20 protein-coding genes and 1 riboswitch are annotated in these 21,094 nt (G+C 44.7%); of the genes, 18 read left to right on the plus strand and 2 right to left on the minus strand.

Going from position 1 to position 21,094, the window contains the following annotated elements; translation table 11 throughout:
- Positions 1-5 precede the first annotated feature (5 nt).
- The 9 genes from LPY66_RS05390 to LPY66_RS05430 all read left to right on the plus strand — a co-directional run bounded on the left by LPY66_RS05390 (position 6) and on the right by LPY66_RS05430 (position 9,373).
- On the plus strand, positions 6-2,264 hold the full coding sequence (locus tag LPY66_RS05390; RefSeq protein WP_337987071.1) for a molybdopterin-containing oxidoreductase family protein: 2,259 nt from the start codon (positions 6-8) through the stop codon (positions 2,262-2,264).
- Positions 2,265-2,321: 57 nt separating this feature from the next.
- Entirely contained in the window at positions 2,322-3,209 is an 888-nt protein-coding gene (locus tag LPY66_RS05395; RefSeq protein WP_337987072.1) for a nucleoside hydrolase, read from the plus strand.
- Between the two features lie 133 nt (positions 3,210-3,342).
- A riboswitch (molybdenum cofactor riboswitch) is annotated at positions 3,343-3,475 on the plus strand.
- A 165-nt stretch (positions 3,476-3,640) separates the two neighbouring features.
- Positions 3,641-4,858: a molybdopterin molybdotransferase MoeA gene (locus tag LPY66_RS05400; protein WP_337987073.1), complete on the plus strand. Its 1,218-nt coding sequence runs from the start codon at positions 3,641-3,643 to the stop codon at positions 4,856-4,858.
- 61 nt (positions 4,859-4,919) lie between these two features.
- Positions 4,920-5,939 (plus strand): molybdopterin-binding protein, encoded by a 1,020-nt coding sequence (locus tag LPY66_RS05405; protein ID WP_337987074.1) that lies wholly within the window; start codon positions 4,920-4,922, stop codon positions 5,937-5,939.
- Between the two features lie 98 nt (positions 5,940-6,037).
- On the plus strand, positions 6,038-7,000 hold the full coding sequence (moaA, locus tag LPY66_RS05410; RefSeq protein WP_337987075.1) for a GTP 3',8-cyclase MoaA: 963 nt from the start codon (positions 6,038-6,040) through the stop codon (positions 6,998-7,000).
- A gap of 26 nt (positions 7,001-7,026) precedes the next feature.
- A complete protein-coding gene (gene moaC, locus LPY66_RS05415) occupies positions 7,027-7,512 on the plus strand; it encodes a cyclic pyranopterin monophosphate synthase MoaC (RefSeq protein ID WP_337987076.1) in 486 nt (161 codons plus the stop codon).
- A gap of 87 nt (positions 7,513-7,599) precedes the next feature.
- Complete coding sequence (locus LPY66_RS05420; protein ID WP_337987077.1) at positions 7,600-8,094, plus strand: MogA/MoaB family molybdenum cofactor biosynthesis protein; 495 nt, start codon at positions 7,600-7,602, stop codon at positions 8,092-8,094.
- 139 nt (positions 8,095-8,233) lie between these two features.
- A complete protein-coding gene (gene mobB, locus LPY66_RS05425; RefSeq protein WP_337987078.1) occupies positions 8,234-8,845 on the plus strand; it encodes a molybdopterin-guanine dinucleotide biosynthesis protein B in 612 nt (203 codons plus the stop codon).
- A gap of 90 nt (positions 8,846-8,935) precedes the next feature.
- The gene (locus LPY66_RS05430) at positions 8,936-9,373 is read left to right on the plus strand and encodes an MOSC domain-containing protein (protein WP_337987079.1); all 438 of its coding nucleotides are present in this window, start codon (positions 8,936-8,938) and stop codon (positions 9,371-9,373) included.
- Positions 9,374-9,467: 94 nt separating this feature from the next.
- Here the strand turns inward: LPY66_RS05430 and LPY66_RS05435 are convergent, their stop codons facing one another.
- Together LPY66_RS05435 and LPY66_RS05440 are read right to left on the minus strand one after the other, a co-directional pair.
- Positions 9,468-10,703, minus strand: a complete 1,236-nt coding sequence (locus LPY66_RS05435) for an MFS transporter (RefSeq protein ID WP_337987080.1) — start codon at positions 10,701-10,703, stop codon at positions 9,468-9,470.
- Positions 10,704-11,524: 821 nt separating this feature from the next.
- Positions 11,525-12,043, minus strand: a complete 519-nt coding sequence (locus LPY66_RS05440) for a gamma carbonic anhydrase family protein (protein ID WP_337987081.1) — start codon at positions 12,041-12,043, stop codon at positions 11,525-11,527.
- Between the two features lie 292 nt (positions 12,044-12,335).
- On the opposite strand from LPY66_RS05440, the gene LPY66_RS05445 reads away from it, so the two are divergent.
- The 9 genes from LPY66_RS05445 to rimI all read left to right on the plus strand — a co-directional run bounded on the left by LPY66_RS05445 (position 12,336) and on the right by rimI (position 21,056).
- Complete coding sequence (locus LPY66_RS05445; RefSeq protein ID WP_337987082.1) at positions 12,336-13,757, plus strand: MurT ligase domain-containing protein; 1,422 nt, start codon at positions 12,336-12,338, stop codon at positions 13,755-13,757.
- Positions 13,754-14,530 (plus strand): type 1 glutamine amidotransferase, encoded by a 777-nt coding sequence (locus LPY66_RS05450; RefSeq protein ID WP_337987083.1) that lies wholly within the window; start codon positions 13,754-13,756, stop codon positions 14,528-14,530. Before LPY66_RS05445 ends, LPY66_RS05450 begins: the two co-directional genes overlap by 4 nt.
- Positions 14,531-14,970: 440 nt before the next feature.
- Complete coding sequence (locus LPY66_RS05455; RefSeq protein ID WP_337987084.1) at positions 14,971-15,258, plus strand: CopG family ribbon-helix-helix protein; 288 nt, start codon at positions 14,971-14,973, stop codon at positions 15,256-15,258.
- On the plus strand, positions 15,248-15,598 hold the full coding sequence (locus LPY66_RS05460; RefSeq protein WP_337987085.1) for a type II toxin-antitoxin system PemK/MazF family toxin: 351 nt from the start codon (positions 15,248-15,250) through the stop codon (positions 15,596-15,598). Before LPY66_RS05455 ends, LPY66_RS05460 begins: the two co-directional genes overlap by 11 nt.
- 139 nt (positions 15,599-15,737) lie before the next feature.
- On the plus strand, positions 15,738-17,876 hold the full coding sequence (locus tag LPY66_RS05465; protein WP_337987086.1) for a Tex family protein: 2,139 nt from the start codon (positions 15,738-15,740) through the stop codon (positions 17,874-17,876).
- A 102-nt stretch (positions 17,877-17,978) separates the two neighbouring features.
- Positions 17,979-19,223, plus strand: a complete 1,245-nt coding sequence (locus LPY66_RS05470) for an amidohydrolase (RefSeq protein WP_337987087.1) — start codon at positions 17,979-17,981, stop codon at positions 19,221-19,223.
- 68 nt (positions 19,224-19,291) lie between these two features.
- Positions 19,292-19,744: a tRNA (adenosine(37)-N6)-threonylcarbamoyltransferase complex ATPase subunit type 1 TsaE gene (gene tsaE / locus LPY66_RS05475; RefSeq protein ID WP_337987088.1), complete on the plus strand. Its 453-nt coding sequence runs from the start codon at positions 19,292-19,294 to the stop codon at positions 19,742-19,744.
- 49 nt (positions 19,745-19,793) lie between these two features.
- Entirely contained in the window at positions 19,794-20,507 is a 714-nt protein-coding gene (tsaB, locus tag LPY66_RS05480; protein WP_337987089.1) for a tRNA (adenosine(37)-N6)-threonylcarbamoyltransferase complex dimerization subunit type 1 TsaB, read from the plus strand.
- A 57-nt stretch (positions 20,508-20,564) separates the two neighbouring features.
- Positions 20,565-21,056 (plus strand): ribosomal protein S18-alanine N-acetyltransferase, encoded by a 492-nt coding sequence (rimI, locus tag LPY66_RS05485; RefSeq protein ID WP_337987090.1) that lies wholly within the window; start codon positions 20,565-20,567, stop codon positions 21,054-21,056.
- Positions 21,057-21,094: the final 38 nt, after the last annotated feature.

Raw genomic sequence — 21,094 nt, forward strand, 5'->3', positions numbered from 1 at the left:
ACGTTATGGGTAGTAATGATAATGTGTTTATCACATCTCACAATAATGGTTTAGGAACCGGGAATGCCGATAGGAATTTGAACGAAAAGACAGTTCGGACAAACTGCCGATTCTGCGGATATCAATGCGGTTTGACCGCAACTGTCCAAGACGGGAAGGTGACTTCAGTCAGTCCTGATCCCACGCGCTTTCCGGGTGATGCGAATATTCAAAAGGGCTGTCGGCGATGGCGAATGGCCCCGGAAATACTGGATCATCCGCAGCGAATTAACTTTCCTATGAAAAGAGTGGGGGAACGCGGTAGCGGACAATGGGAAAGGATTTCTTGGGATCAAGCCCTGGATGAAATCGCTGCAAAACTTCAGTCGTTAAAGCAAAACTATGGACCTGAAATGTTAGCTACCAGTATCGGCGGACCGCACACGACCTTTTGGCCGCTGCATCGTTTCATGGCCCTTTTTGGAAGTCCAAATAATATGGGTATCGGCCAGATTTGCTGGAACCCGGGTATCTGGATTAATTCCCTGACATATGGCTGGCCAATTGACATGGAACTTGACCAGGAAGAAACAGGCTGCCTGATTCTCTGGGGTGTTAATCCTGCCGAATCAGATAACTCCGTATTATGGCGTACGATACAGGCTTTCAGCAGGACGGGAAAACCGTTTATCGTTGTTGATCCAAGAAGAACCCGGTCCGCGGAGATTGCAACCCATTGGGTGGGGATTCGGCCCGGAACCGATGCGGTATTTGCTTTAGGCTTGCTTCAGGTGATCATCACGGAGAATTTATATGATCAGGAATTTGTCACACAATGGTGTCATGGTTTTGAGCAGCTTAGACAGCATGTGCTTTCTTATAAGCCGGATCTTGTTGAGGAGATCACCGGTGTCCCCGCGGACATGATCAGGGAGGTGGCACATTTATATGCTAAAAATGGACCGGCTACCTTGCATAGTGGACGGGGCATCGATCAGCTGGGGCCAAACAGTGTGCCAACCCATCGGGCAATTGCTATCTTACGTGCCATTACCGGCAACCTGGACCGACCGTATGCTTCCCATATCAGTGAAATGCCCGATTTTATTCCCGAAATCGATTTGGAATTAAGTGAACAGCATGCGGCGGCGATGGCGGCAAAATACATTGCCAAGGATAAACTCAGTTTACAGGCATTCACCGGGTATGAAAAAGTCCGTCAGCAAACGATGAAGCATGGGAAACGCCTGCCGATGCGCTATTTGACTTCAGCACACCCCAACCTTGTTTGGAATGCCATGTTAACGGGTAAACCCTATCCTGTCAGATCACTTATTGTCATGGCTTCGGATCCGTTACTAACGCAGGCAGATACCCATCTGATCTATGAAGCAATGAAGAGCTTGGACCTGATGGTTGTGTTGGAATTGTTCCCAAATCCCACCTCCATGCTGGCTGACTATGTGCTGCCGAGCGCAGGAATTCTGGAACGGCCTCTTATTGAGACAAAGGCTGGCACCGCCAATATTGCCTATGGCGGCGACCAAGCGGTAGAACCCTATTATGAACGCCGACCGGACTTTTACTTCTGGAAAGAACTGGGGCTGCGACTGGGCCAATCGGATACGGACTGGCCATGGGAAACTTACCACGATGCCATGATCTCATCATTAGCTCCGGCGGGTATTTCCTGGGAAGAATATTGTGATACCGGACTTTATTGCCCGCCGAATGACTATTTTAAGTATGCGGATATCGATCCGGCAACCGGCAAGTACAAAGGTTTTGCCACAGTCAGTGGAAAAGTGGAGCTTTTCAGTGAACTTCTGCAAGAGATCGGCGCCGATCCGCTCCCTACGCCAAAACCCGTTCAGGCCCAATATGAGGAATATCCATTAATATTGATTAGCGGTGCACGTTTTCAACCGTATTACGCGTCGAGTTATCACCATTTGGAAAAATTCCGGGCGACACATCCGGAACCTTTAGCGGAAATAAGTGCAGCTACCGCTGCAAAGTTAGGGTTGGAAGACGGATGCAAAGTCCAGGTCGAAACAGATCGGGGAAAAGCAGTGTTTACTTTAAAAATATCTGTCATGTGTGACGATGTTGTCAGTCTGGAGTATGGATGGTGGTATCCGGAGATGCAGCCAGCAGAACCGGATCTGGGCGGACTATGGCTGGGGAATGCCAATATTCTTACCAATGCGGATATTGAAACTTCCGATCCGTTGATCGGTACTTGGACCTATAACGGTTTGTCCTGTAAAATCAAAAGGTTATAAAATAAAAAATTGACTGGCATAGATATTGCATTATAAAAGTATGACCGGAGGGTTCTTTTGCATAAGAAGATTATCTTTGACTGTGACAATACGATGGGCGTGCAAGGCGCGGATGTTGATGATGGTCTGGCCTTGATTTATCTCTTGGGTAAGATGGATGCGGAAATATGCGGAATTACGACGACTTATGGAAACAGTGACGTCGAGACGGTCTATACCAATACACAACGTATGCTGCATGAGATTGGACGGTCGGATATACCTTTCTTCAAAGGCTGTCCGGATAATCACACCCATATCAGCGACGCTGTGGATTTTCTTGTAAAGACTGTTGATGCCGATCCGGGGAGTATTAGCATACTGGCGACTGGTTCGCTAACTAACATCTATGCGGCCTTTCTCAAAGATCCTCTCTTTTTTCAGAAAACTGCTGAAATCGTTGTCATGGGGGGCATTACGGAACCCTTGATCATCAACGAGAGAAATTTGGATGAACTGAATTTCTCTTGTGACCTGGAAGCGGTTAAGGTGCTGATGGAAAATGGAAGAAATATCTCTATTATTACCGGTAATAACTGTCTAAAGGCCTTTTTTAGCCGAGAGGAGTTTATTGGAAAACTCAACTGTCCCAGTCCATCAACCCACTATCTCCGCGATAATTGCATGTACTGGTTTACCCATATAATGAAGATATTTGAAACAGACGGATTTTATAATTGGGATGTTGTCGCAGCTGTATATTTAATGGATAGGTCACTGTTTACCGATTGTTTTAAGATGCTAAAAACAAATCTGGAAGACTTGAAGCAGGGTTTTCTTCTGTTTGATGATACTAAGGATTCTCAACACTCCGGATTACCGTTTATCAACTTGCCGGTAATAACGGACTCACGGGATTTTATTGAGGAAGTGTATACGACTTGGTTATCTTTTCATATCAAGTGATCAGTTGGCTTTGCTAAATTAAAACGCAAATGTAATAAAATGTAAGCCTTAATGAAATCACACTATTTTATAATAAGATAGAGACAGAAAACGGTTTTTAGGTTATAATGTAGGTAACAATTTTTATAAAAATCATATAATTTTTCTCCGAGCCTTAAAGTCCTAAAGTATTATGCTATGGACCTGAGGTCTGGACAAAGTCCACGGAGTGACAGAAGAAATTTTGTTACTTGCTGTATCGCGAAGGAGATGCGAATATGAATGGTTTTTTCAAACCAAAAATTTATTCCTGCATGTCCGTGCAGGAATTTATTTATTCATGGATGAATTTGTGCCACGGATGGCAAGGAGCGGCGATTATTCATGGATGAATTTATGCCGCGGTACCACAGGTGGTAAGGAGAGACGATTTTTTATGAGGAGGATCAACGTTGAAAAACAACATATCGCTGGAAGAAGCTCAGAGCCTGTTATTTGAATATTGTAACGTTGTGGAAAGTACAAAATTGGACTTGGCTGATACCCTGGAAAGTGTACTATCCGAGGATATATATTCTCAGGAAAACATACCGCCCTTTGCCCGTTCACCTTATGATGGGTATGTATTACGGGCTGAAGATACAGTAGAAGCAAGTCCGGCTAAACCTGTAACACTGGAAGTTATTGAAGAAGTACCTGCAGGCTATACCGCCAAGCAACCTGTCCGACCCGGCCAGGCGATAAAAATCCTTACAGGTGCTCCAATTCCTGAAGGAGCTGATGCTGTGACCAAATTTGAAGAGGTTGCGGTTCGGGATAATACGATTACCATAACCAGACAATATAAACCCGGAGAAGATATTGTTCCAGCGGGAGAAGATATTGCTGCGGGGCAAATCATGGCGACCAAAGGTACGCTCATTACACCCCCGTTGATGGGAGTAATGGCTTCGCTTGGCGTAGCTCACGTGCCGGTTTATAAAATACCCAAGGTAGCGTTGATCTCAACGGGTGATGAACTGATCGATGCCTCAGAGGATCTCCGTCCCGGAAAAATTCGAAACAGTAATATCTATACACTCCAAGGTTACCTTCGTACAATCGGGATCAAACCGATCGTCATAGGAATGTGCAAAGATACAATGGAAGCAGTAGCCGATTTAGTGGAAAAAGGATGGGAGGAAGCCGATGTTGTCATCACAACCGGCGGTGTATCTGTCGGCGACTATGACGTCATCCGTTTTGCAGCCGACTATCTTGGTGCAGAAACGCTGTTTTGGAAAATAGATATCAAACCCGGCTCAGCCTGCCTCGTCGCTGTCAGGGAGGGAAAAATACTCATCGGTTTATCCGGCAATCCTGCGGCAGCAATAGTAACATATCAACTTCTTGTCGTACCTTTTCTTAAAAGGATGGCGGGTAGAAACGCTTATCACAATGAGACGCTTGTAGCGACTATGCAAGCAGATTTTCGCAAAGGAAGTCCTCGCAGACGATTTATCAGAGGCAGGATTGTCTTTGAAAACGGTTTAGCCAATATTGAGACTACCGGGGAACAAGGTAACGGTGTCCTCAGTTCGTTGCTTGGATGTGATGCTCTGGCAGAGGTCCCTGAAAAGAGCGGACCTGTTAAAGCCGGAGAAAAGTTGACTGTTTATAAGGTTGAATAATTTGTTGATCAAAATAAACCATAGAAATGAATCAAAAAAAGTCATACCGGAGGAGATATAAGTGAAAAAGGTAGCAGTTCAAGATGCAGTGGGTATGATTCTCTGTCACGATATAACGAAAGTAATCCCTGGAGAATTCAAAGGCGCTGCGTTTAAGCGAAATCATGTTATCTGTCAGGAAGATGTCGAAGAACTATTAAGCCTAGGAAAAGAACACATATACGTTTGGGAAGAAAACGCCGGCGAGATTCATGAGGATGACGCGGCTGTTCGTATGGCACAGGCTGTGATGGGTGAAAACATCCGGTATACAGAACCGCAGGAGGGAAAAACAACTCTCATATCCACAGAAAAAGGCTTATTACGGATCAAAAGCTCACTTTTATATGAGATCAATTCCATTGAGCACGTGACTATTCCCTCTTTGCCGAGTAACTTTAAAGTGGAAGTAGACCAAAAGATAGCTGCAGCACGTATAGTTCCCCTTGTTACGAAAGAAGAAAATATACGCAAAGTGGAAGAGTTGTGTATTTTACATGGACCGGTATTTTCTGTTCAGCCTTATAAAAAGCTGAAAGTCGGTATTGTAATCACCGGCAGTGAGGTTTTTAAAGGCAGGATCAAGGATAAATTCGGACCTGTCATTCGCAAGAAAGTTGATTATTTTGGAGCTGAAATCATTGGTCAGGAATATTGCCCGGATGAGCTGGAGCTTATTCAGGGTAAGATTTATGAATTTATGGACAAGAAGGCTGATTTGATCATTATGACCGGCGGCATGTCGGTTGATCCGGATGATCTGACACCGGGGGCAATCAGAGGAACGGGTGCAGAAGTGATTACTTACGGCGTGCCTGTTCAGCCCGGAAATATGTTTATGCTGGCCTATTTGCGTGGTGTACCTATATTAGGTGTACCCGGTGCCGCAGCTTATTATAAAACGACTGTTTTGGATGCGGTATTACCGAAAATATTTACCTGCGAAACCCTAAGTAAAAACGATTTCATTCGGATGGGTGAAGGCGGCTTATGCAGCAACTGCCAAATGTGTCAATATCCAAACTGTTATTTTTGCAGATAATTGACCCTGACCCCAGATCCAGGATTATAAAGTGTCATGTCCAAACTATAGAATCGTCAGCAAAATACGTTTTACGCGCATTTGAGGAGAGATAAAATATGATTGATGGTTATGGCAGAGATATCAACTATTTACGGATATCCGTCACCGATCTGTGTAATTTAAAATGCACTTATTGTATGCCGGAAAATGGTATTGATAAAAAAGAACACCGGGAGATCTTAAATCTGGAAACGATTGAAAAAGTAGCTGAGAGTGCAGTTAAGCTGGGTATCACTAAAATCAGATTAACCGGCGGCGAACCACTTGTTCGCAGAGGTATACTTGATTTGGTCCGTAACATTTCTGCCTTAAAAGAACACGGTCTCAAAGAACTGGGACTTACGACCAACGGGCTGCTTTTGAAAAATTACGCTGAAGACTTAAAAAAAGCGGGTTTAACTCGGGTCAATATCAGCATCGACAGTATGGATCCGGATAAATATCGTCAAATTACGCGATGCGGTAAGGTAGACGATGTTCTAGAAGGAATCCGCGCAGCGAAAGAAGCTAAATTGTTTCCGCTGAAGATCAATATTGTGCTGATCGGCGGATTCAATGATGATGAGATCGAAGACTTCGTTAATTTGACCAGGGATGAAGATATTGAGGTGCGTTTTATTGAACTCATGCCGCTAGGTGAAGCCAGCGAGTGGGATACGGAACATTTCCTCGCCAATGATGAAATATTGAAAAGAGTGCCTACGCTAATTTCTATGCCTTCTAAAGGACACGGCAGCGTGGCGCGTCTTTACAAATTGCCGAACAGTAAAGGTAAGGTAGGTCTGATCAGCCCGCTCAGCAGCCATTTCTGCCATTATTGCAATCGGATCAGACTGACGCCGGACGGCAAGCTAAAACCGTGCCTTCACTCCAATGTGGAGATTGATATTAAAGATTACGCTGAAAATGAATTTGATAAGTTCTTGATGGATGGTATCAAAGCCAAGCCAATGCGTCACTGCATTCAAAGCAACGATTATGAACCAGTCATTCGGAATATGCACGAAATTGGCGGATAATAAAGAATACAAGGGAGTAGATGATTATGAGTGAACTAACTCACTTTAACAAAGAGGGACGCGCCAGAATGGTCGATGTCAGTGAAAAAGCAGATACAGTTAGGGTAGCCGTTGCCCGTGGTGAGATACGAATGAAGCCGGAAACATTGGCGTTGGTTAAGCAGGGAGCCTTGGCTAAAGGTGATGTATTGGCTGTTTCCCAAGTTGCTGGCATTATGGGTGCAAAAAGGACGTCGGACCTCATTCCGATGTGTCATCCCCTATTGCTTTCTGGTATTGATGTTTCTTTCAATATAAATGACGCGGAAAGTAAAGTTGAGATTGAGGCAACAGTTAAGAATACCGGACAAACCGGTGTCGAAATGGAAGCGTTGACCGGCGTATCGATTGCCGCTCTAACGATCTATGACATGTGTAAAGCCGCCGAAAAGAGTATGGTGATCGGAGACATCTGTCTTGTGAGCAAATCCGGCGGCAAGAGCGGCAATTATTTGAGGGAAACGCAACCATAATCGTTGTTTTTTCCTTGAATCCATTTGGAAGCATGGGTCATGAACTAAAGAATAGAAGACAGTGTGTATAGGTAAGAGGTGAAAAACATGATAACTGTCGGTGTTATTACAGCCAGTGATAAAGGTTCCCGCGGAGAAAGAGAAGATTTAAGCGGACAAGTGATTAAATCGATGGTTGAAGAGATTGGCTGGGAAGTCAAGGACGTAGTTATTGTCCCGGATGAACAGAGGGTCCTTGAACAAAAGATGATTGAATTTGCTGATGAACTTAAAGTAGACGTTATTTTAACCACCGGTGGGACGGGATTCTCACCACGAGATGTTACCCCAGAAGCAACCCTTACAGTCGTCGAAAGATTAACACCTGGGATTCCTGAGGCTATGCGCTATGCAAGCCTGAAGGTCACACCCAGAGCGATGCTTTCAAGGGCTCAAGCCGGGATAAGAGGCAAAACAGTGATTATTAATTTACCGGGCAGTCCCAAAGGTGTGAAGGAATGTCTCGCTGTTGTCCTGCAGTCGCTAGAACACGGTATTGAAATATTAAAGGGAACCGCCGGCGAATGCGCTCAAAAACCTTAAGTTAAAGAAAGCTTGTCGCCGGAACTGTGGCACGCAGACCTGATTTGAGGTGTAAAAAGAATTCAAGAATGCTGTACTAGAATACAAAAACGAACGGATAGATACCTGTACCATCGATACGATAAGGGGAGTGGGGTATATGGCAGGTACAATGTTATCGGTCAATAGCAGTGATATCAGAAATGGACGTCATAATTACCATTCGGTATCTGGGGGAGATACGGGCAATAACTCATCGGAGAAAGCGGCGAGCGCTGTCCCGGTAGTTTGTTTTGTTGCTGCAAAATCAGGAACCGGCAAGACGACTTTCCTCGAGAAGCTGATCAGGGAAATGACCGAACGCGGTTATCGGATCGGTGTAATCAAAAGCGACGCCCACCGGTTTGATATTGATAAACCGGGTAAAGATAGCTGGCGTTTTGCCGAAGCAGGATCAACGGCTACCGCGATCATCGGGCCGGATAAATATGCGGTCATTCAAAAAACTGAAACCAAGAAGGATATTGAAGAGGTTATTCCAATGATTGAGAATGTCGATATTATCCTGGTTGAAGGTTTTAAAATGTCCCAAAGGCCGCGTTTTGAAGTGGTTAGAAGAGAGCTGGGAACAGAGATCGTATCCCCGGCAGAAAATCTGCTTGGCGTTATCACCGATGTCGAGGATCTTGCAGCCCCGGTTCCCTTGATTGATCTCAATGATTATGTGCGTGTTGCGGACATCATTATTAGCGTTTTTAACCTGAACCAATGAGCATAGTGTGTACAGCACATAAGTATCTGCGATCTCATGCTGTCATATAGCGTCATCATTATTTTTTAGCTTTGGAAGGGGTCTTAACTCATGGCAAAAGTTATTGCGGTCAATATCAGTGAAACAACCGGTGTCCCGAAACAGGAAATTGAAAAAGGCTATTTTGAAGTGAATCATGGTTTAGTTGGCGATGCGCATGCTGCCAACTGGCATCGTCAGGTCAGCTTATTAGGCACGGAAAGTGTTGATAAGTTAAAACAAGCCGGACTTACCGGTCTTGATAATGGAAGGTTCGCTGAAAATTTAACAACAGAAGGCATTATTTTATACGAACTCCCGGTAGGAACCAAACTTAGAATCGGCGAGACGTTGATGGAAGTCACTCAAATAGGCAAGCAATGCCATAACAGTGGCTGCGCGATCAAACGGATTGCAGGGGATTGTGTTATGCCGCGAGAAGGTATATTTACTAAATTACTGTCACCGGGCTGGATCAAGCCGGGAGATAGCATCGAGGTTGTAGAATAGTACTGCCATATCGAAAAAGAATATTTCAATAAAAAATCTGCTCCCTTTTCTTAACACGGGAGCAGATTTTTTATTGAAATACACGAAAGGAAATCTATTTTGCAGCAGTCTCTGAATTAGTTTTTTTCCATTTTGGGCTGCCCCATATGATTGCGGTCCAAGCAATACCGATAATGACAACAGCAGCACCGGTGATATAATAAGTCCCGCCCCAATCGCCGTTGACCATTTTTAGCATAAAGCCATCCCAATAGGAGCAAAGGAAGTTACCGACATTCATACCGATCCAGAAAAGGGAGGCGGCCCATGCCAAACCGGCAGTATTTGTGAGCGTAGAACTTTCCAAAACAATGATTGGGAGAACAGCCAGATAACCAAGACCAAAGATGAGAATTCCAACGGTAAACATGGCAACACTCATAGCATTTGCGACGATAAGACAGCCGATCATAGCGACAACCATACCGGCTAAGAAGGAGAATTGCTTAAACATTTTGACCAAGGGCCCCGTAATGACCGTAGATACAACTCCGGCCAAAACGAAGATACTGAGCAAGGTACCGGCGACGCCAGGACCCGCATTGATTTTAGAACCGATAATACTGGAGAAATTCATCATAAAAGGACCGGTAACCATACCGATAAAGACAGAAAGAACAACGATAGCCCACAGTCTCGGAGCCAGCTTGACTCTCTTAGCCGATTCGAACTCACTGGCGTCTGTTTTTCCTTCGGCTTTAAGGAGTTCGTCCATTGTCGGGGGCTCTTTAAATGTAAGCAGGAAGAGTACTAAAGCAACAAATGCAACCAGATATGCCAAGAACGTGTACGACCAGTGAATGGCTGCAAGCCAGCCGCCAAGAAGAGTCAGCATGAAGCAACCGAATAAATCAGCAGCTTTACCGAAGCCCAAGTATTTGCTACGGGTCTCGTAGTCACGAATGTAACGCAGGTAGGCAGCCGCGCCAATAGGAGCAAGAAGGCCGGCACCGAAGCCATAAAGCACACGAGCGATTAGGATCTGATAAAAAGTGCCATGGATGAATGTCGGCAAGATTCCAAAGATGCCAAAGACTAGGAAGGAAACGATACCGGCGGTTTTAAAGGAAATCTTTTTGCCGAGGATCGATGACATTAAAATGGAGCCGATAATCAGAGTAATAGACGGCAGCGTATTGATCATTGAAATCGTTGAAAAAGGGACATCCGGGAAAATTTGAGACATACTGAACAGGGCACCGGTAGCAGCACCGTTACCGGAATTTAGAAGGTATAGCATAAATATTCCGAATGAAACACTAGCAGCAATAGGCTTTTTACTCATTTCCATATTTTAGCCTCCCATTTAAATATACTAAATTCTTATTATTCTCTGTGGTCTGAGCATAAAATGATTGCAGTTACATTGGCTCCGCGTAGATTGACGATGGCATTGGGCATTGTTTTCCCGGTTTTTACAGTACGAACCGTCTCGTTTACCACCTGTTGAGTCTGTCGACGACACCTCACGCTTTCGTCCTGACAGAAACTGTTTGGACCTGGGCTTCCGTGGCCGCCACTGCCTCACTGTTTGTTGCTTAGTACGGCAGTCGGTAATACGAAATATTTCTTATTCGTGAAGTTCACGTAAGAGTTATAAGCCGCAATTCCGCTCTGTTCAAGCCTCGGTACACATAGTCCTTAATTTTCTTCCTCCTTCCGTTAAGTAATTATGAATATCATCGCCAAAGCGCTTAGCCGCTTCACAGACGATTTCCCAGTCGCTCATAGACTCGCCTTAAAGATGCGATGCTTTGCGCTTCATGGAAAACCAAATTGAAATTACCATCCATCACGATAATGCCGAAAGCCTCATCTTCCACACCCATTTATATATTGCATCAACTATGCCAATGAGAGAGATAGAATTATGAAGGTGTTTTCTAGCAATCCGGCATGATTTAAAACACATTGTTTCAGATTGAAACGGTTATTATTGCAACATTCTATTCCTAAAATTGACCAGTGCCATAGGCTTAAAGCAAAATAAATAGACTGACTAATAAATCGATGTTTATTAGCCAGCCTTGATTGCTATGACCCATATTAATTGGTACTAATTCACCCATATGGCGATTTCAATGATAATCAGGTTTATTTGGAAATGTTGAATCAAATTGTTGATACTCTGTTGAGATATTCCCAGGAACGTCGGATGTAGCTCTCGCAAAGTCTTTGATTAGCTGCAATTTCTTCCGGTGTTAGTTCCCGGACAACTTTGGCGGGAGAGCCCATGATTAAAGTATGAGGCGGATACTTTTTTCTTTCGGGAATCAGTGATCCTGCAGCTACAAGACAATTCATACCGATTTCCGATTCATTCAAGATAATCGTACCCATTCCGATGAGACTGCCGCTATGAATGGTGCAGCTATGAAGAATACACCCGTGTCCAACAGATACATTATCTTCGATCAGCGTAGGCAGGTTTGTATTCACATGGATCATACTTAAATCTTGAATATTTACGTTTTTGCCAATCATGATCGGAGCAATGTCCCCCCGTAGCACCGAGTTGAACCAGATGCTCGATTGGCTGCCGATGGTGACGTCGCCGATGACTTTTGCCCCTTCAGCAAGATAGACGTCTTTACCCAATACAGGGCTTTTTCCCAGATAATCAAAGATCATAGAGTGTACCTCCGTAAAAATACTTTAAAAGGATGAAAGATAGGATTATGTTCTCATTATCCATAAGGTTGACATCAAGTTCAAGTATCGCCCATTTGCATTCTGGGACATTTTACTATTTAGATGCAGTTAATGTCATGTGCGGCCGGCTATCCCCAAATGTGAATAATCGCAAGTATTTAAAGAACGGTATACTGGGTGTTTATTTTATGGCTTAATTAGGTTATATTATTGAGTGTTACTATTTTCGTAAAGTATTTTATTGCAATTTTGATGGGTGATTGGAGTAACTATGCGAGCGCGCTTTTGGACAGCACTTTGGTTCGGTAAAATTATATCAAGCGTAATGAAATTCTTAGGCAGAAAAGGAACGACCTTGCCTGGAGCAATTGCGTTAAAGATCTGTCCTTTTATGATCAAATCTTTGGCATCTCTCTTTGCGGAGGGTGCTATCATCATTACTGGAACCAATGGTAAGACAACGACAAACAATCTGTTAGCCGCTATACTCCAGACAGCAGGTAAGAAGATCGCTTTCAACAGAGAAGGGGCTAATATGCTGACCGGAATCACCGGTGCCTTACTGCAAAACACAACCTTTACCGGTAAACCGTTGGCATCGATATTATTGCTGGAAGTGGATGAAGCAACATTACCGGCTTTGTGCAAACAATTGACCCCGCGTATCGCCGTCATCACGAATTTCTTTCGCGACCAGCTTGACCGTTATGGAGAATTGGATACGACGATTAAACTAGTCAGGCAATCGCTGCCTCCAGAAACAGAACTGATTCTTAATGCTGACGATCCACTTGTTGCTCAAATCGGAGCCGGGCGGAGCCGTGTTTATTATTATGGAGCGGATAGTATACCCTCCAGCAGAAAAAAAAGCACGGAGACGCGGGAAGGCCGATTTTGCACACAATGTGGTGAGGAATTGGCATATTCACTTTTCCATTACGGACAGCTGGGGATTTATCATTGCCTAAACTGTGGATTCAAGCGTCCAGACCCGTATATAGAAGCAAAAGCGGTGTATCAGGCGAGTGGTGGCATCACTTTTGAAATCGACAAGCAACCATTTCGGCTTAATCTGCAAGGCAGTTATAATCTATATAATGCCTTGGCTGCATTCAGTGCGGCAGAACGTATGCAAATCTCCAGAGATAGTATAAGACAGGGACTTCAACAGTATATTCCTGATGCGGGTAGAATGGAACCATTCACGCTACCGGGGGGCAAAGCGACTCTGACGTTGGTAAAAAATCCCACTGGTTTCAATCAAGTTATTCGAACGATTACGGAGGATCCAAGGGAATTGCGTCTGCTGATTGCCATTAATGATTTGGCTGCTGATGGCCGGGATATCTCCTGGCTTTGGGATGTCGATTTTGAAATACTGGCTGAGCGGAAAGCGGATATCCGGAAAATTATCTGCGCAGGGCTCAGGGCGGAAGATATGGCACTGCGGCTGAAATATGCCGGATTTCTGGAGAAAGAACTAACTCTGGAACCTTCTTTGGAAAAAGCTGTCCTCCTTTTGGAACAGGATTCTGCAAAATATGAATTAACGGATGATCGACCGACAGATGATCAGGTTAAAGAAAACAACCCAATGTATATTCTTCCAACGTATACGGCTCTATTCCCCATGCGGGATATCCTGGTCAGAAGAAAGACAGATTTGAAACGAAATAAGGCGGAAAGTATATGAAGCTTGTAATCTATCACTTGTATCCGGATCTATTGGACCTTTACGGCGACCGGGGAAATGTGGCGGTGCTCGCTGCCCGTTGCCAGTGGCGAGGTATTGACGTCGAAATCCGCAGAATATCGCTGGGGGAGTCAGTCGATTTTTCCACAGCGGATATCATCTTTCTCGGCGGTGGTTCGGACAGAGAGCAAAACCTCTTAGTTGCGGATTTAAGCGCGCGATCGCGTGAAATGAAAGCGGCGATCGAAGACGGCTTGGTTCTTCTGACGATTTGCGGCGGGTATCAGCTATTAGGACAGTATTACCAGACTGGCGAGGGTAAAAGGATACCCGGGTTGGAAATACTTGATTTCAACACAGTCGCTGGAAATAAGCGCTTAATTGGTAATGTCATTATTGAAATAGATCATGATTTAAGAGAAAGCATTTCGGAATTTTACACTGTGGATAATCGGTATGGGGTTGAATTCAATACCTTAGTTGGGTTTGAAAATCATTCCGGGAAGACCTATCTTGGACAAGGGCTTAAACCATTGGGGAAAGTTATTCAAGGCTACGGCAATAACAGTGAAGATGAATCAGAAGGTGTCCGGTACAAAAATGTTTTTGGCACCTATCTTCATGGCCCTCTGCTCCCAAAAAATCCGCATATGGCTGATTTGCTGCTGGGGCTGGCTTTGAAAAGGAGGTATGGCAGCGGCAAACTGGAAAGATTGGAAGATCAAATTGAAACAGCAGCACATCAGGCAGTCGTCAGTCGATTTTTAACCTAGTACAACGTATTTGTAATAAATACGTAAGCTTTATTCTGCGGTTGGTCTGCATGCCACATTCCGCTTTCGGCTCTTGTGCCCTCCATGAATTTGCGTTAAGGAAGTTAAAATTCTTTTGCCCTCCTTGGCGAATTTTAACTTAGGTCCATCCATGGACCGTTGCGCTACGCAATCCATGCTCCGCTTGTCGCCGGAACTGTGGCACGCAGACCTAATTTGAAGTAAATGTTGGAGATAATCTTTTGTGTAGTTATTTCAAATACGTTGTACTAGTGAACTGCTGCGCAAATCTGGAAAGAATTACATCAATAAAAACAGCGATATTTGAGTAAAAAAGCCTGTCCTTATCGACAGGTTCGTTGACACTTAAGGTCGTAAATCGCTATAATAAATTAGATGAGTTAATATGAGCCTTCCACGGCCGTTAGGGGGGACCTGGTTTGGCAGAGACCAGACGTATAATTGTAAGTTTGCCGGAAAGCATCATTGATGAAGTAGATGAAATCGTTTCCTCTGAGAAGAAGGACCGAAGCGATTTTATTAAAGAAGCGATTTACAGCGTTCTGTTAGAGAGACGGAAGGCGGGCATACGCGAGCAGATGCGGCAAGGGTATGTAGAAATGGCACAAATCAATTTGTCGATGGCCTGTGACCTTTGTCAAGCTGAAGAAGAGGCGACAATTCGCTATGAAAAAAAATTAGCTTGGAGTGTCGGCTATGAGTATTAAACGCGGGGAAATATTTTATGCCGAACTGAACCCCGTAGTTGGTTCCGAACAAGGAGGTATCCGCCCCGTATTGGTGATTCAAAACGATATTGGAAACCAGTACAGCCCGACTACCATCATTGCTGCGATCACATCCCAGATCTCCAAGGCTAAGCTGCCGACCCACGTTGAGGTCAAAGCAAGACGGAGCGGACTAGAACGAGATTCTGTTATATTGACCGAGCAAATAAGAACCATTGATAAGAGCCGTTTGAAGGAAAAAGTAGCTGTTCTGGATGAGGAAATAATGCTCAGGGTCGATGAAGCGATAGAAATCAGCCTTGGGCTCGCAGAGATATAATTTTCTTGAGAGAGATACAAATTACATAGTACGAATGAATTCAGCGTACCGTAACGCTGATTTTCTTTATTCATGGCTGAACGAATGGCCGCGAAGCCACGTAGGCTATGAGCGGAAAGTGAAGGAAGAGGGTTAACGAATGGATGTAGTCAGCACGATCTCTAAAGAACTTGGGCTCAAGTCCTGGCAAGTCGCAGAGACGGTAAAACTCCTGGATCAGGGCAATACAATCCCGTTTATTGCCAGATACCGTAAGGAGGCGACAGGAGAACTGGATGAAACTGTTCTTCGGACACTGGTTGATCGGTTGGAGTACCTGCGCAACCTTGAAATCAGAAAAGAAGAAGTTATTCGTTTGATCGATGAACAGGGCAAGCTTAACGATCAACTGAGAATAAAAATAGAAGCTGCTGTAAAACTTCAGGAAGTTGAGGATTTGTACAGGCCATACAAACAAAAGAAGAAAACCAGGGCGTCGGTTGCACGCGAAAAAGGACTGGAGCCTTTGGCTAATATGATATTCAGCCAGCCTAAGTGGATTGATATCGATTCTGAGGTACATAAATATATTAATCCGGAACTCGGAGTGAATAATGCGGATGAAGCTGTAAACGGCGCCTTGGACATTATTGCAGAGACTGTTTCAGATGATGCCGAGACGCGCAAACTCATCCGGATGAAGACTTACGAATGGGCGGAAATAACGGCAAAGGCAAAAAAAGAAGAGCGTTCCGCTTATGAAATGTATTATGACTACCGCGAACCCGTACGAAAAATACCTCCGCACCGAATATTGGCATTAAACCGCGGCGAAAAAGAGGAATTTCTCTCTGTAGGGGTCACACTCGAATCAGATAAAATTCTAGAGTTACTCACACGAAAGTATTTACGCGAAAGTCCTTGCCAAGATTTTGTTAGAGAAGCTTTAGCTGTCGGCTATAAGCGGCTTATTGCTCCTTCGATTGAAAGGGAGATACGAGCAGAAATAACGACGCGTGCCGGAGAGCAGGCAATTAAAGTATTTTCAGCTAATTTGCGCCAGTTGCTTCTCCAACCGCCGGTCAGAGATAAAGTGATTATGGGCCTGGATCCCGGCTATCGAACCGGCTGTAAATGGGCACTTATTGATGAGACAGGAAAACTGGGTGAAGTTGGGGTTATTTACCCGCACCCTCCCCAACATAAATGGGAAGAGGCCAAGACGAGCATTGAAAAGGTTGTTAAACAATACGGTGTCCAGATTATCGCTATTGGTAACGGAACAGCTTCGCGTGAAACCGAGGAACTGGTCGCAGAATATATCCGGGAAAGCAAGCGTTCGCTCGAATATATTCTGGTCAGTGAAGCTGGCGCCTCTGTTTATTCTGCCTCACCCCTGGCCAAAGAGGAATTTCCTAACTTTGACCTATCCTTAAGAAGTGCTGTGTCGATTGCCCGCAGACTTCAGGATCCTTTAGCTGAACTGGTCAAAATCGAGCCGAAGGCCATCGGCGTTGGACAATATCAGCACGATATCCAGCCCAAGCTTTTAGAAAGTTCTTTGGGCGGGGTCGTTGAATCTTGTGTTAACACGGTTGGTGTAGATTTAAATACCGCGTCGCCGTCAATCCTGAAATTTGTCTCCGGACTTAATTATACCGTTGCCAAAAACATTGTTTCTTACAGAGAAAAAAATGGAAAATTCAGGTGCCGAGAGGAACTCAAAAAGGTATCACGGCTTGGTGAGCAAACCTATACGCAATGCGCAGGTTTTATTCGTCTGCCGGATGGAGACAATTATCTTGACAACACACCCGTGCACCCCGAATCCTACGCACTGGCAGCAGAAATACTGCAGAAAGCAGGTCTGAGCTGCGATGACCTTAAGACCGATCCCACCCGTGTCTATTCTGGATTAGGCGGCTTTGATCCGGAAATCCTGGCACGAGAACTTCAGGCGGGTGTGCCAACAGTAAAAGATATCATTGAAGCACTGCTCAGACCAGGACGTGATCCGCGAGAGGACCTTCCCCGTCCGCTTCTTCGGCAGGATATTACGAAATTAGAAGATCTGCAAGTAGGGATGAGCTTGGAGGGGACGGTACGGAATATTGTCGATTTTGGTGCATTCATCGATATTGGAGTGAAAAACGATGGTCTCGTTCATGTATCCGAAATAAGTGAGCATTACATCAAGCATCCGATGGAAGTTGTCTCGGTCGGCGATATCGTCAAGGTAAAAGTCATCGGTATCGATGCAGCCAGAGGTCGTGTTAGTCTTTCGATGAAATATGTTTAGAAAATGCGGATCAGCCCATTCATTTTGTATTTTTCTGTTTTTCTATTTAAAGAAGTAACTGGGTACAAAGATTTTGTAAGAAATAGAGAGGAATAATAGCCAATGAATAACGAGCCAATAATCATCGCGAACGGGATGATTAAACCGATGACCGGAGAGAAAGAATTTGTAGGAAGTATTTTAGTTAATGAGGGGAAGATAGCGAAAATTTTACCCTGTGATTTTTCAGAAGATGAAACTGGCAGACCGGAAAATATGCCTTATTCTGAGAATACCTTAAAAGAGGTATTCGGACTTAGTACGGATCTAAATGTTAAAATCATCTCTGCACAGGGTAAGTGGGTCCTGCCGGGGTATATCGATGCGCACTGTCACGTTGGAATTGGGGAAGAAATATTTCAATACGAAGGCGATGATATCAATGAAGCGACTGATCCACTGACACCGGAGCTTCGTGCTATCGATGGTATTAATCCGGAAGATGAAGGTTTTCGGGATGCCCGTCTTGGCGGTGTAACCGCCGCCTTCACGTGCCCGGGGAGCGCAAATGTTATTGGGGGAACAGGCGTTGTCGTAAAAACGGCCGGTCGTGTTGTCGAAGAAATGATTCTGAGAGAACCGGCTGGTCTAAAGGTTGCTTTCGGTGAAAACCCTAAAGTGGTTTATGGAGAGCAAAAAAAAATGCCGATGACAAGAATGGGAACGGCAGCCTTGTTACGACAGGCACTGGTTGATGCCCAAAACTATCGAGAAAAGTTGGAGCAGGGGAAAACAGACCCGGATAAACTGCCGGAACGTGACCTTGGCCTGGAAACCATCAAGCTTGTCCTGGAAAAAAAGATTCCACTGAGGGCACATGCTCATCGGGCTGACGATATTATGACAGCGATACGGATCGCTCGTGAATTTAACGTCGATCTCGTTTTGGAACATTGCACTGACGGGCATAAAATCGCAGATATCCTGCAGAAGTATCACTACCCGGCGGCAATAGGACCTTCGTTCACCAATAGGGCCAAAGTTGAATTGAAGGATAGGACATTCAGCACACCCGGAGTCTTAGCTAAAGCGGGTCTTAAAGTGGCGATTATGACCGATCATTCGGTGACGCCAATTCAGTATTTGCCATTATGTGCGGCTATGGCGGTTCGCAGCGGGATGGATATTGAAGATGCTTTAAAGGCCATTACGATTTGGCCGGCTGAGATTTTAGGTGTTGCTGACCGAATAGGTTCACTTGCGGAAGGCAAGGATGCTGATATCGTCATTTGGGACGGGGAACCGCTCGGTTTCCATTCCGTTCCAGAAACAGTACTGATTAATGGGACTATCGTTAAACCCGAATAAAAGAAGAAACATCCGGTATATGCGGATATGTACAATAAAATACTGAAACATGGTTCAGGAGGCTCTGTATGGAAAAAATAATTGAATCAAGCAGTCCGGAAGAGACTTTTAAACTGGGTAAGTCTATCGGAGAAAACATCCATTCAGGTTTGGTTATTTGTCTTTATGGTGATTTAGGTTCCGGTAAAACTGTCTTAGCTAAAGGAATCGGCGAGGGACTTGGCGTAAAAGAAAATATCACGAGCCCAACATTTACTCTGATTCAGGAATACAATACCCGTTTTACCGGACTGCGGTTTATCCATATGGATCTCTATCGGCTAAAATATCCAGAAGAAGCGGAGGTTATCGGGGCAACGGATTATTTCACCAACGACTGTGTCTGTCTGTTGGAATGGCCGGAGATCATTGAGGGATTGTTACCCACGGAGAGAATCGATATCCGCATAGAGGGCAGCGGCATCGAACAACGGCGAATCATTTTATCCGGTAGAGACATACCCGAGTGGCTTGAATTCTGATAAAATAGAGAAGAATACAAAGGTGTAAAAAAAGGTTTGTGAGAGGCATATGAAATACCTGACTATCGATACAACAACTAAGATTACGGCACTAGCCCTTGGTGAAGATGGGAAATTAATTTGTGAAGGATTCCTCCATACCGGGAAAACGCACTCCGAAAGGCTTATCCCCATGGTGGATCAGCTATTTCAAGCATCAGGCTGGAAACTGAATGAAGTGGATCTTATCGGTGTTGTACGCGGACCGGGATCGTTTACGGGTATTCGTATTGGTATCGCTACAGCTCAAGGTCTGGCCCAAGTGATGAATATCCCTATCGTAGGGGTTTCCTCGCTGGATGCCTTATCCTGGGCAGGGAATGGCAGGCCGGAAGACACCATTGTCATTCTTGACGCTCGGAAAAATGAGTGGTATTATGCGCGTTACCAATGGCAGGATGATCAAAGAGAGTGTATAGAAGGCCCAAAAGCGATAGCACCGGATGCGCTTCTGGAAGAACTAATTCACGACGGTAACTGTTTTTTCTTTGCCGGAGACGCTGTTACCGTAGCAAAACCTTTTTTACAGCAAGGTCTTGGGAGCAAGGCAGTCATTCTGTCGGAATATCATTATCTGCCCAGAGGTGCCTATGCTGCCAGTGAAACATGGAAAGTATGGAATACGAACAGACCGTTGGATGGTTTTTGCACCGTTGAACCAGTCTATATCCGGGCGTCGGAAGCGGAAGTCAATTATTTAAAGAAACAGAGGGCGTCCATGTAAACTATCAGTAGATAAAAGCATAAAATACAGGAATACTGATAGAGCTGGGTGATAAAAATGGTTAACAAACATACATCAGACAACACAGCGGGTGATACGGGACAGTGGAATCCTGTTATTCGTAGCATGACCCTGAATGACATCCCGGCAATTATCGCCATTGAAGAGGCATCCTTCTCAACCCCTTGGACGACCGCTTCGTTTACCTCGGAGTTGCAGAACAACACATTGGCCCACTATTTTTGCCTGGAGCTCGATGACGCGGTCATAGGATATATGGGTTTATGGGTTGTTATGGGGGAAGCCCATATCACAAACATTGCAATATGGCCGGGATGCCGCGGCATGGGATGGGGAGAATATTTGATGCGACAGGTAATCCAGCATATGTTGGGTAAAGGAATCCTGCGCTTTACACTGGAAGTAAGGGTATCCAATCAGACCGCACGAAACCTTTATGAAAAGTTAGGGTTTAGGGCGGCAGGGAGGCGCAAAAATTATTATTCCGATAACCAAGAAGACGCCATTATTATGTGGGCCAGCCTGTAATCATTGGAAATAACTTTCGAATTAAGAGTAAAGAGGAT

The organism is Dehalobacter sp. DCM (assembly GCF_024972775.1).
Taxonomy (GTDB): domain Bacteria; phylum Bacillota; class Desulfitobacteriia; order Desulfitobacteriales; family Syntrophobotulaceae; genus Dehalobacter.